Source organism: Pseudomonas sp. S2_C11, assembly GCF_054668395.1.
Genome location: NZ_CP162765.1, coordinates 1,350,509 through 1,365,563 on the forward strand (window position 1 = coordinate 1,350,509; position 15,055 = coordinate 1,365,563).

Sequence of the window (15,055 nt, forward strand, 5' to 3'; positions counted from 1 at the left end):
GTTGGGTCTGAGGCCGCTTTCGCGAGCAGGCTCGCTCCCACACTGGGTTTGTGTCGTTGATCAAACCCTGTGGGAGCGAGCCTGCTCGCGAATGGCTTGACGCAGAATCCGGATCCTAACGACGACCGGCAATCACCGCATCCCGCCGACTGCCCGAGACCTTGCGGCAGTGCACCAAAGCATCACGAATCATGAAGTTGACCAGGGTGGGCGATACGCCCAGTTCCTTGGCGATGTCTTTCTGCGGCACGCCGTGCAGACGGTACATCTCGAAGGCATAGCGGGTGCGGCTGGGCAGCTCGGTCAGCGCATCGGCGATGTGTTCCAGAGTCGAGAAGTTGATGTGCGAAGTTTCCGGCGAAGCGCCCTGAATCACCACGTTCAAGCCTTCCTCTTCCGGGCCTGAGTATTTCTGTTCGAGCGCCTGCTTGCGGTAGTGATCGATGGCGAGGTTGCGCACGATCTGGAACAGGTAGCTCAGCTGAGCCTTGATCGACGACGTGATCGGCGGGGCCGATTGCAGTCGGAAAAACGCATCCTGAACCACGTCTTCGGCACGAGACCTGCAACCGGTAATACGGGCTGCAATCTTGACCAGAATCAGTCGATTGTCGACGAATGCCTGAAGTAGCGGTGAATCGCACCTGCTTGTGGATACTTGTTCCGTCATGGAAATCACCTTGCTGCCAATAGGTTAGTGGGAGGGCCTCGGGGGACGGCGCCGTCCTACACATCGAGCGACAAATTATGTTGAATGATAATGATTGTCAAATGAGAAAGAGAAGTAGTGCTGTAAGTCGATGTGTTTTGCCAACTGCGACACGCCGCCGCACCCTGGCCCCGCTGGACGTCGTGCCTGCCGACTAATTATTTCCCCACTCCATCCGTTCTCATTGGTGAATGGCCCGGGTGCAGATCCCCGGCCTCAGCGCATTCCGATGCCTTGCGCGGTCGGCACAGACCGCGCCCCGCACGCCTCTCGACAGGTGTGACGCAGCCACCCGATTCCACTTGCAAGCCGAATTCAGGCAGGAAACCTCATGACCGACGCGTTCGAACTCCCCAGCACCCTGGTCCAAGCCCTCAAGCGTCGCGCAGCCCTGACGCCGGACCGACTGGCCTTGCGTTTTCTCGCCGAAAACCCGGAGCAGGCTGTGGTGCTCAGCTATCGCGAACTGGATCAACGCGCGCGCACCATCGCCGCTGCGCTGCAGGCCGAGGCCGGATTCGGTGAGCGTGCGGTGTTGCTGTTTCCCAGCGGCGCGGATTACGTCGCGGCGTTTTTCGGTTGCCTGTACGCCGGTGTGATTGCGGTACCGGCCTATCCGCCGGAATCCGCGCGTCGTCATCATCAGGAGCGTTTGCTGTCGATCATCGCCGACGCCGAGCCCAAGCTGCTGTTGACCAGCGCCGATCTGCGCGATGCCTTGCAACAAATCGACGGCGCGCCGCCGCTGTTGTGCGTCGACACTCTGGACAGCGCACTGGCCGAACAGTGGGTTGAGCCGCCACTGCCGCCCGAGCACATCGCCTTCCTGCAATACACCTCCGGCTCCACCGCGCTGCCCAAGGGCGTGCAAGTCAGCCATGGCAATCTGGTCGCCAATGAACTGCTGATCCGTCACGGTTTCGGGATCGACGTCAACCCGGACGACGTCATCGTCAGCTGGTTGCCGCTGTATCACGACATGGGTCTGATCGGCGGTCTGCTGCAACCGATTTTCAGCGGCGTACCGTGCATTCTGATGTCGCCGGCGTATTTCCTCGGCCGGCCGTTGCGCTGGCTGGAAGCGATTGCCGAATACGGCGGCACCATCAGCGGCGGCCCGGATTTCGCCTACCGTTTGTGCAGTGAGCGGGTCAGCGAGTCGGCCCTTGAGCGCCTCGATCTCAGTCGATGGCGCGTGGCCTATTCTGGCTCCGAGCCGATTCGCCTCGACACCCTTGAACGCTTCGCGGAAAAGTTCGCTGCTTGCGGTTTCAGCGAAAACAGCTTCATGGCTTCGTACGGTCTGGCCGAGGCGACCCTGTTTGTCGCAGGCACGCCGCGCGGCACCGGCATCCCGGCACTGCGCGTGGACGATCAGGCGCTGGCGCAAAACCGCGCCGAGCCGGGCGACGGCAGCGCGGTCATGAGTTGCGGCATCAGCCAGCCTGAGCACGCGGTGCTGATTGTCGATCCCAACACGCTCGAGGAACTGGCCGACAAGTCCGTCGGTGAAGTCTGGGCCGCCGGCCCGAGCATCGCCCACGGTTACTGGCGCAACCCCGAAGCCAGCGCCAAGACTTTTGTCCAGCACGCCGGCCGCACCTGGTTGCGCACCGGCGACCTGGGTTTTATCCGTGACGGCGAACTGTTCGTGACCGGGCGCCTGAAAGACATGCTCATCGTCCGTGGCCATAACCTGTATCCGCAGGACATCGAGCAGACTGTCGAGCGCGAAGTCGAAGTGGTGCGCAAGGGGCGTGTGGCGGCGTTCGCGGTCAATCACAACGGCGAAGAGGGCATCGGCGTCGCTGCGGAAATCAGCCGCAGCGTGCAGAAAATCCTTGCGCCAGATGCGCTGATCAAAGCCATTCGCCAAGCCGTGGCCGAGGCCTGTCAGGAGGCGCCAAGCGTGGTGGTGCTGCTCAATCCGGGCGCGTTGCCGAAAACCTCCAGTGGCAAACTGCAGCGCTCGGCGTGCCGCAATCGTCTGGCTGATGGCAGCCTCGACAGTTACGCGCTGTTCCCTTCGATTACAGCGGCAACGGAAACCGCGACCAGCAGCACTTCGGATCTTGAAGCGTTGATCGGGCAAATCTGGGCCGAGCAACTCAACGTCAAGCAGGTCAGTGGCGACGACCATTTCTTCCTGCTCGGCGGCAACTCGATCGCCGCCACGCAAGTGGTCGCACGGGTTCGCGAAGCACTTGATGTGGAGCTGAGCCTGCGCCTGCTGTTCGAAGCGCCAACCCTGTCCACCTTCGCTGCCGCTGTGGCGCAGCTAAAACAGGACGGCGGCAGCGCTCAAGGTCCGATCAGCACCTTGTCGCGCAGCGAGCCGATGCCGCAGTCGCTGGCACAAAATCGTCTGTGGATCACTTGGCAACTCGATCCACAGAGCAGCGCCTACAACATTCCCGGCGGCCTGCGCTTGCGTGGCGAACTCGACGAAGACGCCGTGCGCAAAAGCTTCCAGCAACTGATCGAGCGCCATGAATCTTTGCGCACACGTTTCTTCGAGCGCGACGGCGTGGCATTGCAGCAAGTGCTCGCTGATGCCGAATTCAACCTGCAACTGATCGACATCAGCGACCTGCCAATGTCCGAGCGTGAAGCCCGTGCCGAGCAGATTCGCGAAGACGAGGCGCGCACTCGGTTCGATCTGGAAAAAGGCCCGTTGCTGCGAGTGACGCTGGTGCGCCTCGATGATGAACAGCATCAGTTACAGGTGACCCTGCACCACATCATCGCTGACGGCTGGTCGCTGAATATTCTCCTCGACGAATTCTCGCGTCTCTACGCGGCGGCAACCCAAGGGACGCCGGCGACACTGGCAGCGCTGCCCACGCAATACGCCGATTACGGCAACTGGCAGCGGCAATGGCTGGCGCAAGGCGAGGGCGAGCGGCAACTGGCGTACTGGCAAGCGCAACTGGGCGAAGAACATCCGCCACTGGAACTGGCCACCGATCACCCGCGCTCGGCCAGACACAACCACAGCGCCGCGCGCCACAGCGTGCGCTTGAGTACCGAACTCAGCGAGGCGATCCGCCAGACCGCGCAGGCTCACGAAGCCACGCCGTTCATGCTTCTGCTCGCTGCGTTGCAAAGTTTGCTGCACCGCTACAGCGGTCAGCGCGACATTCGCATCGGCGTGCCCAACGCCAACCGTCCGCGCCTGGAAACCCAAAGCCTGATCGGCTTCTTCATCAATACCCAGGTGTTGCGTGCGCAAATCGATTCGCGCCTGACATTTGCCGAGCTGCTGAACCAGACGCGCCAGGCCGCACTCGGCGCCCAGGCCAATCAGGATCTGCCCTTCGAACAATTGCTCGAAGCGTTCCCGCAGGCCCGCGAACAGGGACTGTTCCAAGTCATGTTCAACCATCAGCAGCGCGACCTCAGTGCGCTCAAGCGCCTGCCGGGTCTGCTCGCCGAAGAACTGCCGTGGCACAGTCGCGAAGCCAAGTTCGATCTGCAGTTGCACAGTGAAGAGGATCGTAACGGGCGCCTGAGCTTGGCGTTCGACTACGCCAGCGAACTGTTCGACGCCGCGACCATCGAGCGCCTGGCCGAGCATTTCCACAATCTGCTCAGCGAAGTTTGCGAACAGCCACAGCAGGCCATCGGCGATCTGCGCTTGCTGACCGCCAGCGAGCAGAATCAGCAGAAAGACTGGAGCGTGGCCCCGTGCAGCCCGGCGGAACAATGGCTGCCGGACCTGCTCGAGCAACAAGTGCGCAAAACCCCGCAACGCACCGCGCTGGTGTGGGACGGCGGTCGTCTGGATTTTGCCGAGCTGCACGCGCAAGCCAACCGGCTCGCCCATTACCTGCGCGACAAGGGCGTCGGCCCTGACGTGTGCGTGGCCATTGCCGCCGAGCGTTCGCCGCAACTGCTGATCGGCCTGCTGGCGATCATCAAGGCTGGCGGCGCCTATGTGCCGCTTGATCCGGATTATCCGGCCGAACGTCTCGCGTACATGCTCCGCGACAGTGGCGTCGAACTGCTCCTGACCCAGACGCAATTGCTCGAGCGTCTGCCGGCCAGCGATGGCGTCAGCGTGATCGCCATGGATGCGCTGCACCTGGATAAATGGCCGAGCCAGGCACCGGGCCTGCGACTGCACGGCGACAACCTCGCCTACGTGATTTACACCTCGGGTTCCACCGGGCAACCGAAAGGCGTCGGCAACACCCACGCCGCGCTGGCCGAGCGCCTGCAATGGATGCAGGACACGTACCGCCTCGACGAAACCGACGTGCTGATGCAAAAAGCGCCGATCAGTTTCGACGTCTCGGTGTGGGAATGCTTCTGGCCGCTGATCAGCGGCGCGCGGCTGCTGCTTGCCGCGCCCGGTGAGCACCGTGACCCGTATCGCATCGCGCAACGGGTCCAGCAATACGGCGTGACCACGCTGCACTTCGTCCCGCCGCTGCTGGCGCTGTTCATCGATGAGCCGCTGAGTGCCGAATGCACCAGCCTGCGCCGGGTGTTTTCCGGCGGTGAAGCCTTGCCCGCCGAGCTGCGCAATCGGGTACTGGCGCAATTGCCGGCGGTGCAATTGCACAACCGTTACGGGCCGACTGAAACCGCGATCAACGTCACCCATTGGCACTGCACAACTGCCGATGGCGAGCGCTCGCCGATTGGCCGGCCGCTGGGCAATGTGATCTGCCGCATTCTCGATGCCGATCTCAATCCAGTGCCGGCAGGCGTGCCGGGCGAGCTGTGCATCAGCGGTATTGGTCTGGCTCGCGGTTACCTGGGTCGTCCGGCGTTGACCGCCGAGCGTTTTGTCGTCGATCCACTGGGTGAGCAGGGCGCCCGTTTGTACCGTACCGGCGACCGTGCGCGCTGGACGTCCGCCGGCGTGATCGAATACCTCGGTCGTCTCGATCAGCAGGTCAAGCTGCGCGGCTTTCGCGTCGAACCTGAAGAAATCCAGGCGCGACTGCTGGCGCAAAATGGCGTCGCCCAGGCCGTGGTCCTGGTGCGGGAAACCGCTGCCGGTGCGCAACTGATCGGCTACTTCACGGCGACCGATGCGCAGGAAAATGCCGATGAGCAAATTATTCGGCTGAAAGCTGCCCTCGCTGACGAGCTGCCGGAATACATGGTGCCCGCACAATTGCTGCGCCTTGATGCGATGCCGCTGAGTCCCAGCGGCAAACTCGACCGCCGCGCCTTGCCCGAGCCGCAATGGCAGGTGCGTGAACATATCGAGCCGGTCAGCGAACTGGAGCAACAAATCGCCGGGATCTGGCGCGGAGTGCTGGGTCTGAAGCGGGTTGGCCTGCGCGATGATTTCTTCGCCCTCGGCGGTCACTCGCTGCTGGCCACGCAAATCATTTCGCGCACACGTCAGGCCTGTGACGTCGAACTGCCGCTGCGCACATTGTTCGAGCACAGCGAACTGGGCGATTACGCCGAACAGATTCGCCTGATCCAGGTCAGCGGCCGCACCAATCAACAGTTGCCAATTGGCACAGTCGACCGCAGCCAAGCGGTGCCGCTGTCCTATTCGCAGCAGCGCATGTGGTTCCTCTGGCAGATGGAGCCGGACAGCCCGGCGTACAACGTCGGGGGCATGGCGCGCTTGCGCGGCGTGCTGCACGTCGAGCATTTCGAGGCGGCGTTGCAGGCGCTGATCCTGCGCCACGAAACCCTGCGCACCACATTCCCAAGTGTCGACGGTGTCGCCCGCCAGCAAGTGCATCCCGAGACCGGCGTGCGCATGGGCTGGAAAGATTTCTCCAGCCTGCCGGCAGAAGTCCGGGAGCTACAAGTCCAGCAACTGGCCGATGCAGAAGCGCACCAGCCGTTCGATCTGGAAACCGGTCCGCTGCTGCGCGCCTGTCTGGTCAAGACCGCCGAGCACGAGCATTACTTCGTCCTGACCTTGCACCACATCGTCACCGAAGGCTGGGCGATGGACATCTTTGCCCGTGAACTCAGCGCGCTGTATGAAGCGTTCGTCGATGAGCGCGCCTCGCCGCTTGAGCCGCTGCCGGTGCAATACCTCGACTACAGCGTCTGGCAGCGCAACTGGCTGGAGTCCGGCGAGCGCCAGCGCCAGCTCGATTACTGGACCGCGCAGCTCGGTCGCGAACATCCGCTGCTGGAACTGCCCGGCGACCGTCCGCGTCCACCGGTACAGAGCCATCAGGGCGAGCTGTTCCGTTTCGATCTGAGCGACGATCTCGCCGCGCGGGTGCGGGCGTTCAACGCGCAAAACGGTCTGACGTTGTTCATGACCATGACCGCCGCGCTCGCCACATTGCTGTACCGCTACAGCGGCCAGACCGACCTGCGCATCGGCGCGCCGGTGGCCAACCGCATTCGCCCGGAAAGCGAAGGGCTGATCGGGGCGTTTCTCAACACCCAGGTGCTGCGTTGCCGGCTCGACGGACAGATGTCGGTCGGCGAACTGTTCGAGCAGGTGCGCCACACCGTGATCGAAGGCCAGTCCCATCAGGATCTGCCGTTCGATCATCTGGTCGAAGCCTTGCAGCCGCCACGCAGCGCGGCTTACAACCCGCTGTTCCAGGTGATGTGCAACGTGCAGCGCTGGGAATTCCAGCAGAGCCGCACGCTCGCTGGGATGACCGTCGAGTACCTGGCCAACGATGCGCGGGCGACCAAGTTCGACCTCAATCTGGAAGTCACCGACCTCGATCATCGTCTCGGTTGCTGCCTGACCTACAGCACCGATCTGTTCGACGAACCGACCATCGCGCGTATGGCCAGGCATTGGCGCAACCTGCTTGAAGCGTTGATCGCTGATCCGCAGCAACGCCTCAGCGAACTGCCTTTGCTCGACAACACCGAGCAACAACACCTGCTCGACAGCCTCGGTATCGAGCCGGGCGAGCATCGTCTCGATCAGTGCATTCATTATCTGTTCGCCGAACAGGCACTGGCGCGCAAAGACGCACCAGCACTGACTTTCGCTGGGCAGACCCTGAGCTACGCCGAGCTCGATGCCCGTGCCAATCGTCTGGCCTGGGCGCTGCGTGAACGCGGGGTCGGCCCGCAAGTGCGGGTCGGTCTGGCGCTGGAGCGTTCGCTGGAAATGGTCATCGGCCTGCTGGCGATTCTCAAGGCTGGCGGCGCTTATGTGCCGCTGGATCCGGAGTATCCGCTCGACCGCCTGCATTACATGATCGAAGACAGTCGCATCGGCCTGCTGCTCAGCGATCGGGCGATGTTCGAAGCCCTCGGTGAGTTGCCGCCAAGCGTGGCGCGTTGGTGTCTGGAAGATGACAGCGCCGGGTTGGCCGACTACCCGGCCAGCGAGTTGCCGTTTATCAGCCTGCCGCAACATCAGGCTTATCTGATTTACACCTCCGGCTCGACCGGCAAACCGAAAGGTGTGGTGGTCTCCCACGGTGAAATCGCCATGCACTGCCAGGCCGTGATCGAACGCTTCGGCATGCGCCCGGACGACTGTGAACTGCATTTCTATTCGATCAACTTCGACGCTGCCACCGAACGTCTACTGGTGCCGCTGCTCAGCGGCGCGCAGGTGGTGTTGCGGGCGCAGGGCCAGTGGGACGCGGAAGAAATCTGCGGCTTGATTCGCACGCATCGAATCAACGTCCTCGGTTTCACGCCGAGCTACGGCAGCCAGTTGGCGCAGTTCCTTGCCACGCAGAATGAAGTCCTGCCGGTGCGCATGATCATCACCGGCGGTGAAGCGCTGACCGGCGAGCATCTGCAGCGCATTCGCGCGGCATTCCAACCGGCGCAGTTTTTCAATGCTTACGGCCCGACCGAAACCGTGGTCATGCCGCTGGCCAGTCTGGCGCCGCAGGTACTGGAAGAGGGCGCCGGCAGTGTGCCGATCGGCAGCGTGATCGGTGCGCGGGTCGCGTACATTCTTGATGCCGATCTGGCCTTGGTGCCGCAGGGCGCGACCGGTGAATTGTTCGTCGGTGGCGCCGGTCTGGCTCAGGCCTATCACGACCGTCCGGGCATCAGCGCCGAGCGTTTTGTCGCTGACCCGTTTGCCGCTGATGGCGGGCGCATGTACCGCACCGGCGACCTGGTGCGCCAGCGTGCCGATGGTCTGGTCGAGTATCTGGGCCGGATCGACCATCAAGTAAAAATCCGTGGTTTCCGCATCGAACTGGGCGAAATCGAAACGCGCCTGCTCGATCACCCTTCCATCCGCGAAGCAGTGGTGCTGGCGCTGGATGCGCCGACTGGCAAGCAGTTGGTGGGTTACCTCGTTACGGAGGTCGCCGGACACGGCGAAGCGCAACAGGCTGAACTGCGCGAAGCGCTCAAGTCGCACCTCAAGGCGCAACTGCCGGACTACATGGTGCCGACCCACCTGATGCTGCTGGCAAGCATGCCGCTGACCGCCAACGGCAAACTCGACCGTCGCGCCTTGCCGGCGCCGGACCCGCAGCTCAATCGTCAGGACTATGTCGCGCCGAGCAACGAGCTGGAACAGACCCTGGCGCAGATCTGGTGCGATGTGCTCAACGTCAGGCAGGTCGGCCTCAACGATAACTTCTTCGAACTCGGTGGCGACTCGATTCTGTCGATTCAGGTGGTCAGCCGCGCGCGTCAGCAGGGCATCCACTTCAGCCCGCGCGACCTGTTCCAGCATCAGACCGTGCAGACGCTCGCCGCCGTTGCCAGTCGCACTCAGCAAGTGACTGCCGAGCAAGGCCTGGTGGTCGGTGAATCGCGCCTGACGCCGATTCAGCACTGGTTCTTCGATACGGACATTCCCCAGCGCCAGCACTGGAATCAGGCGCTGTTGCTTGAGCCGACCGTGCCCCTTGAATGGCAACGTTTGCAGCACGCATTGCGGGCAGTGATCGAACAGCACGACGCCTTGCGTTTGCGTTTCAGCGAAGTCGATCAAGCGTGGCAAGCAACGCACCAGCCGCTGACGAATGAGGAGGTGCTCTGGCAGTTCAGTGTCGATTCGCTGGACCTGTGCGAAGCCCTGTTCGCCGATGCGCAACGCAGTCTGCATCTGCACAACGGCCCGTTACTGCGCGCAGTGCTTGTCGATGTAGCGGATGTTCAGCAACGCCTGTTCATCGCCATCCACCACTTGGTGGTCGACGGTGTTTCCTGGCGCGTGTTGCTGGATGATCTGCAAACCGCCTATCGCCAGCTCGACGCTGCGCAGCCGCTGAAACTGCCGGCGAAAACCAGCGCCTTCAAGGACTGGGCCGCGCGTTTGCAGGCCTACGCCGGCAGCGACTCGCTGCGTGAGGAATTGAGCTGGTGGCAGGCGCAAACGGCCGGGCCGAGCGCTGATCTGCCTTGCGAAAACCCGCAGGGCGGCAGGCAGAATCGCCATGCGCAAACCGTCAGCGTACGCCTCGATGCCGAGCGCACCCGGCAGTTGCTGCAACAGGCACCGAGCGCTTACCGCACCCAGGTCAACGACCTGCTACTGACCGCGCTGGCCCGTGTACTGTGCCGCTGGAGCGGCCAGCCCTCGGCACTGATTCAACTGGAAGGCCACGGTCGCGAAACCCTGTTCGATGAGATCGATCTGACCCGCACCGTCGGTTGGTTCACCAGCGCTTATCCGCTGCGCCTGACTCCGCACAATGTCGAAGAGGCCGCCGGGCAGGGCGCTTCGATCAAGGCGATCAAAGAACAATTGCGCGCCGTGCCGCACAAAGGTCTCGGTTATGGCGTGTTGCGTTATCTGGCCGATGACGGCTGCCGCCAGAGCATGGCCGCGCTGCCGCAGGCGCAGGTCACCTTCAACTACCTCGGCCAGTTCGACCAGAGCTTCGGCGCCGATGCGCTGTTCCGTCCGCTGGATGAAGCGGTCGGTGCCGCCCACGATCTGCAGGCGCCGTTGCCCAACGAGCTGAGTGTCGACAGTCAGATTTACGGTGGTGAATTGCTGCTGCGCTGGACTTTCAGTGCCGAGCGTTACGAGGCGCAAAGCATTAACGATCTGGCCGACGCCTACCTCGGTGAGTTGCAAAGCCTGATCGCCCATTGTCTGCAAGACGAGGCCGGCGGCCTGACACCGTCGGACTTCCCGCTGGCCAGACTGACTCAGGCGCAACTCGATGCGCTGCCGGTGCCGGCCGCGCACATCGAAGATGTCTATCCGCTGACGCCGATGCAGGAAGGCATGTTGCTGCACACCCTGCTCGAACCCGGCACCGGTCTGTACTACATGCAGGATCGATATCGCATCAACAGCGAGCTCGACCCCGAGCGTTTCGCCCAGGCCTGGCAAGCGGTGGTCGCCCGTCACGAAGCGTTGCGCGCCTCGTTCTGCTGGAACGTCGGCGAAGACATGCTGCAAGTGATTCACACCCCGGGTCGCACGCCGATCGAGTATCTGGACTGGAGCGCCGTCGCCGAACCCGAGCAGGAACCGAAACTGCAAGCGCTGCTGAAAAGCGAGCGCGAGGCCGGCTTCGATCTGCTCAATCAGGCGCCGTTTCACCTGCGCCTGATCAAGGTCGGCGCGGCGCGTTACTGGTTCATGATGAGCAACCACCACATTCTCATCGACGCCTGGTGCCGTTCGCTGCTGATGAACGATTTCTTCGAAATCTACAGCGCCCTCGGTGAAGGTCGTGAAGCGCAGTTGAGCGTGCCGCCGCGATATCGCGACTACATCGGCTGGCTGCAACGCCAGAGCCTGGCCGAGGCGCGGCAGTGGTGGCGGCAGAATCTGCAAGGCTTCGAGCGCACCACGCCGATCCCGAGCGACCGGCCGTTTTTGCGCGAGCACGCTGGCGAAAGCGGCGGCATGATCGTTGGCGACCGCTACACCCGCCTCAATGTCGAGGACGGTGCACGGCTGCGGGAGCTGGCGCAGGCACATCAACTGACCGTCAACACATTCGCCCAGGCTGCGTGGGCTCTGGTTTTGCGGCGTCTGAGCGGTGATCGCGATGTGCTCTTCGGCGTCACCGTGGCCGGGCGGCCGGTGGAGATGCCGGAAATGCAGCGCACCGTCGGCCTTTTCATCAACAGCATCGCCCTGCGGGTGAAGATGCCTGCGGACGATCAGCGCAGCAGCGTGCGCCAGTGGCTCAGCGCTTTGCTCGACAGCAACATGCAACTGCGCGAGTACGAATACCTACCGCTGGTGAATATCCAGGAACAGAGCGAATTGCCCAAAGGCCAGCCGCTGTTCGACAGCCTCTTCGTCTTCGAAAACGCCCCGGTGGAAGTCTCGGTGCTTGACCGTGCGCAGAGTTTGAATGCGACCTCGGATTCCGGCCGCACGCACACCAACTTCCCGTTGACCGCGGTGTGTTACCCGGGCGATGACCTTGGCTTGCACCTGTCCTATGACCAGCGTTACTTCGACGAATCGACGGTCGAGCGCATGCTCGCTGAGTTCAAGCGCCTGCTGCTGGCGCTGGTCGACGGCTTCCATGGCGACATGGCCGATTTGCCGCTGCTGGGCGACGAAGAACGCGATTTCCTCCTGCACGGTTGCAACCAGAGCGGCCATGACTATCCGCTGGAGCAAAGCTACGTGGCGTTGTTCGAAGCGCAGGTCGCGGCGCATCCGCAGCGCGTTGCCGCCAGTTGCCTCGACGAGCAACTTAGCTACGCCGAGCTGAACCACAACGCCAACCGCCTCGGCCATGCCCTGGTCGCCGCCGGGGTGCGAATGGATCAACCGGTGGCGCTGCTCGCCGAGCGTAATCTCGACCTGCTCGGCATGATCATCGGCAGCTTCAAGGCCGGCGCTGGTTATCTGCCGCTGGATCCGGGCCTGCCGAGCCAGCGTCTGAGCCGCATCATCGAGCTGAGCCGCACGCCGTTGCTGGTGTGCAGCGCCGCTTGCCGTGAACAGGCGCAGACCTTGCTCGAGGAGTTTGGCTGTTCGAATCGTCCGCGCCTGCTGGTGTGGGAAGAGGTGCAGGCGTCGGCGGCAGCGACGCACAATCCGGGCATCCACAGTGGCCCGGATAATCTCGCCTATGTGATCTACACCTCGGGTTCGACCGGGCTGCCTAAAGGCGTGATGGTCGAGCAGCGCGGCATGCTCAACAACCAGTTGAGCAAACGTCCGTACCTCGACTTGAGCGAGGCCGATGTGATCGCGCAGACCGCCTCGCAAAGCTTCGACATTTCCGTCTGGCAGTTCCTCGCCGCACCATTGTTCGGCGCGCGGGTCGACATCGTGCCGAACGCGATTGCCCACGATCCGCAAGGTCTGCTGGCGCATGTGCAGGCGCAGGGCATCACCGTGCTCGAAAGTGTGCCGTCGCTGATTCAGGGCATGCTCGGCTCCGAGCGTCTGAGCCTCGACGGCTTGCGCTGGATGCTGCCGACCGGTGAAGCGATGCCGCCGGAACTGGCGCATCAATGGCTGCTGCGTTACCCGGATATTGGTCTGGTCAATGCTTACGGCCCGGCGGAATGTTCCGACGACGTGGCGTTCTTCTGTGTCGACATGGCCTCGACGCGCGGCAGTTACTTGCCGATCGGCACGCCGACCGACAATAACTTGCTGTACCTGGTCGATGGCGCGCTGGATCTGGTGCCTTTGGGCGCGGTGGGTGAGTTATGTGTTGCCGGCACTGGTGTCGGTCGCGGTTACGTCAGCGATCCGCTGCGCACCGCGCCGGTGTTTGTGCCGAACCCGTTCGGCGCGCCGGGCGAGCGCTTGTACCGCACCGGTGACCTGGCGCGGCGCCGCGCGGACGGCGTGCTGGAATACGTCGGCCGCGTCGATCATCAAGTGAAGATTCGCGGTTACCGCATCGAACTCGGTGAAATCGAAGCGCGCCTGCATGAACAACCGGAAGTGCGTGACGCTGCGGTTGGTGTGCAGGAGGGCGTCAACGGCAAGCATCTGGTCGGTTATCTGGTCGCGGCCGACGCAGCGCTCAACCCGGGCGAACGCCTGGAGCGGATCAAGCAGCGCCTGCGTGCCGAACTCCCCGAATACATGGTGCCGCTGCACTGGCTATGGCTGGAGCAGATGCCGCTCAATGCCAACGGCAAACTCGACCGCAAAGCCTTGCCGGCCTTGGAGATCGGTCAGTTGCAGAGCGAGGATTATCTGGCCCCGCGCAACGAGCTGGAGCAGACCCTGGCTGATATCTGGGCTGAGGTGCTGAAAGTGGAAAAGGTCGGCGTGCGCGACAACTTCTTCGAACTGGGCGGGCATTCGTTGCTGGCTACGCAGATCGCTTCGCGGGTACAAAAAGCCCTGCAACGCAACGTGCCGCTGCGCGCGATGTTCGAGTGCAGCACGGTGGAGGAACTGGCCGAATACATCGATGGGCTGGCGGCCAGCGACATTACAGAGGAGAAGGTTGACCGGTTGAATGATCTGATGGCGGAGCTGGAGGGGTTGTAGTTCTCTAGTGTCTGTACTGGCCCCATCGCGAGCAGGCTCGCTCCCACACAGGATCTGTGGTGTTTACAAAACCCCTGTGGGAGCGAGCCTGCTCGCGAATGGCGTCTGTACATTGCCGTACATTTCCATCCTTGACGATCACCAACCGGCAGCTCAGTCTGCCGGTTCTGTTTTTTCTCGCGGAGGTGGTCGATGCCCTTTTTCACGGTTGACGGACAAGCACTGCACTACATTGATCAAGGCACCGGCCCCGCCGTGTTGCTGGCCGGCAGTTACCTTTGGGACCAAGCGATGTGGGCGCCGCAGATCGCCGCGCTGACCCCGCATTATCGCGTCATCGCCCTGGATCTGTGGGGCCATGGCGATTCCGGAAAGTTACCTGAAGGCACCACATCGCTGGACGACATCGCCCGACAGGCGCAGGCCTTGCTCGATCACCTGGACATCGACCGCGTCACCCTCGTCGGGCTTTCGGTCGGCGGCATGTGGGGCACGCGCCTGGCACTGTCCGCACCGCAACGTCTCAACGGTCTGGTGCTGATGGACACCTACGTCGGTGTCGAGCCGGAACCGACGCGCCAGTATTACTTCTCGTTGTTCAAGCAGATCGAAGACAGCGGCACCATCTCCGACCAATTGCTCGACATCGTCGTGCCAATCTTCTTCCGCCCGGGCATCGACCCGCAGTCGGCGCTGTATCAGGATTTCCGCTCGAAATTGAAGGGCTACTCGCCCGAGCGTCTGCGCGAAAGCATTGTGCCGATGGGCCGCATCACGTTTGGCCGCAACGACCTGTTGCCACGGCTGGGCGAGCTGAACCCGGCGACGACGCTGGTGCTGTGCGGTGATCAGGACAAACCACGGCCACCCTCGGAAGCCCGGGAAATGGCTGAGTTGATTGGTTGCCCGTGTGTGCTGGTGCCGGAGGCGGGGCATATCTCCAATCTGGAGAATCCCGGGTTTGTCACTGAGGCGCTGCTGGCGTTTCTGACCGAGCGCAACCGCTAGACCGAGGG

Annotated in this window: 3 protein-coding genes; 2 read left to right on the plus strand and 1 reads right to left on the minus strand. The window is 62.8% G+C overall.

All coding sequences use genetic code 11. The features are described 5' to 3' along the window. Positions 1-115: 115 nt before the first annotated feature. Positions 116-670, minus strand: a complete 555-nt coding sequence (locus tag AB4N48_RS06295) for an RNA polymerase factor sigma-70 (RefSeq protein WP_008088195.1) — start codon at positions 668-670, stop codon at positions 116-118. Positions 671-1,040: 370 nt separating this feature from the next. Between AB4N48_RS06295 and AB4N48_RS06300 the strand changes: the two genes are divergently transcribed. Both AB4N48_RS06300 and AB4N48_RS06305 read left to right on the plus strand, forming a co-directional pair. Beyond that, positions 1,041-14,039 carry a non-ribosomal peptide synthetase gene (locus AB4N48_RS06300; protein ID WP_460094967.1) on the plus strand — a complete coding sequence of 4,333 codons (12,999 nt, stop codon included), beginning with the start codon at positions 1,041-1,043 and terminating at the stop codon, positions 14,037-14,039. 192 nt (positions 14,040-14,231) lie between these two features. Then, positions 14,232-15,047, plus strand: a complete 816-nt coding sequence (locus AB4N48_RS06305; RefSeq protein WP_460094968.1) for an alpha/beta fold hydrolase — start codon at positions 14,232-14,234, stop codon at positions 15,045-15,047. The last annotated feature ends 8 nt before the right edge of the window (positions 15,048-15,055 follow it).

Bases quoted from the DNA above. Each gene is read 5' to 3' on its own strand.
- AB4N48_RS06305 (WP_460094968.1), top strand. From the start codon at position 14,232: ATGCCCTTTTTCACGGTTGACGGACAAGCACTGCACTACATTGATCAA.
- AB4N48_RS06300 (WP_460094967.1), top strand. From the start codon at position 1,041: ATGACCGACGCGTTCGAACTCCCCAGCACCCTGGTCCAAGCCCTCAAG.
- AB4N48_RS06295 (WP_008088195.1), bottom strand. From the start codon at position 670: ATGACGGAACAAGTATCCACAAGCAGGTGCGATTCACCGCTACTTCAG.